Consider the following 1,123-nt stretch of genomic DNA (forward strand, 5'->3'; position numbering starts at 1 on the left):
CGCCGCCGGCCGGGGCGCCGACGCCGCCGCGCTCCGCGACCGAGTCGCCGCCGAGCTGCCGCGCGCCGTCGCCACGCTGCGCGCGCAGGCGCTGGTCTGGGGCGGGGACGACCGGCTGCGGCTCGTCCGTACCGCGCGGGAGTTGCTCGCGCCCTCGCCCACCTCGCCGTCGCCGACCGGGCTCGGGCCCACCGTGCACGAGGCCACGGCGGGCATGTCGCCGGGGCGGCTCCAGGAGCTGCTGGCGGCGGCCGGGCTGTCGGCCACCCACGATCCGGTGACGGCCGTCGCGGCGTTGACCGAGCTATTCGACGACCGCGACCGGATGGCGGCGCTGCTCGCCGGGGCGCCCGACGGCGCGGCCGCCGTGCTCGCCAGGCTGACCTGGGGCCCGCCGTACGGGGAGGTGTCCGTCGCCTCCCCCACCGCGCCCGTCGCCTGGCTGCTGGACCGCGGTCTGCTGCTGCCGTCCGGGCCGCGGAACGTCGTCCTCCCCCGCGAGGTCGCCCTGCATCTGCGCGGCGGCCGCGCCCACCGCGCGCCCGAGCCGGTGGCGCCGCCGCTGGCGTCCGCCGCGCAGCACGATCCACAGGCTGTGGACAAAGCGGCGGCGGGGCAGGCGTTCACCGCGCTGGCCACCGTCGAGGAGCTGCTGGGCGAATGGGAGAGCGCCGGGCCCCCCGTGCTGCGCGCGGGCGGGCTGAGCGTGCGCGACCTCAAGCGGACCGCTGTCGCGCTCGACGTCTCCGAGCCGGTGGCCGCCTTCTGGATCGAGCTGGCGTACGCGGCCGGGCTGCTGGCCTCCGACGGCGAGACCGACGAACGGTACGCGCCCACCCCCGCGTACGACGACTGGCTGCGGCTGCCCGCCCAGGAACGCTGGGCCGCGCTCGCCACCGCCTGGCTCGCCGCGACCCGTACGTCGGGCCTGATCGGCGGCCGTGACAACAAGGGCCGCACGCTGTCCGCCCTCGGCGCCGACCTGGACCGCTCCCCGGCCCCCGAGGTCCGCCGCCGGGTCCTCGAACTCCTCGCCGCCCTCCCGCCCGGCGCCGCCCCCGACCCCGACGCGCTGCTGACCCGCCTGCGCTGGGAGCGCCCGGGCCACCGAGGCCCCCTGGGC

General features: G+C 79.3%; 1 pseudogene. It reads left to right on the forward strand.

The annotated features are described in order from the left end of the window. A pseudogene (locus tag EEJ42_RS31425) lies at positions 1-1,123 on the forward strand (helicase C-terminal domain-containing protein); the annotation flags it as partial.

The organism is Streptomyces botrytidirepellens (genome assembly GCF_003721215.1).
GTDB classification, from domain to species: Bacteria; Actinomycetota; Actinomycetes; order Streptomycetales; family Streptomycetaceae; genus Streptomyces; species Streptomyces himastatinicus.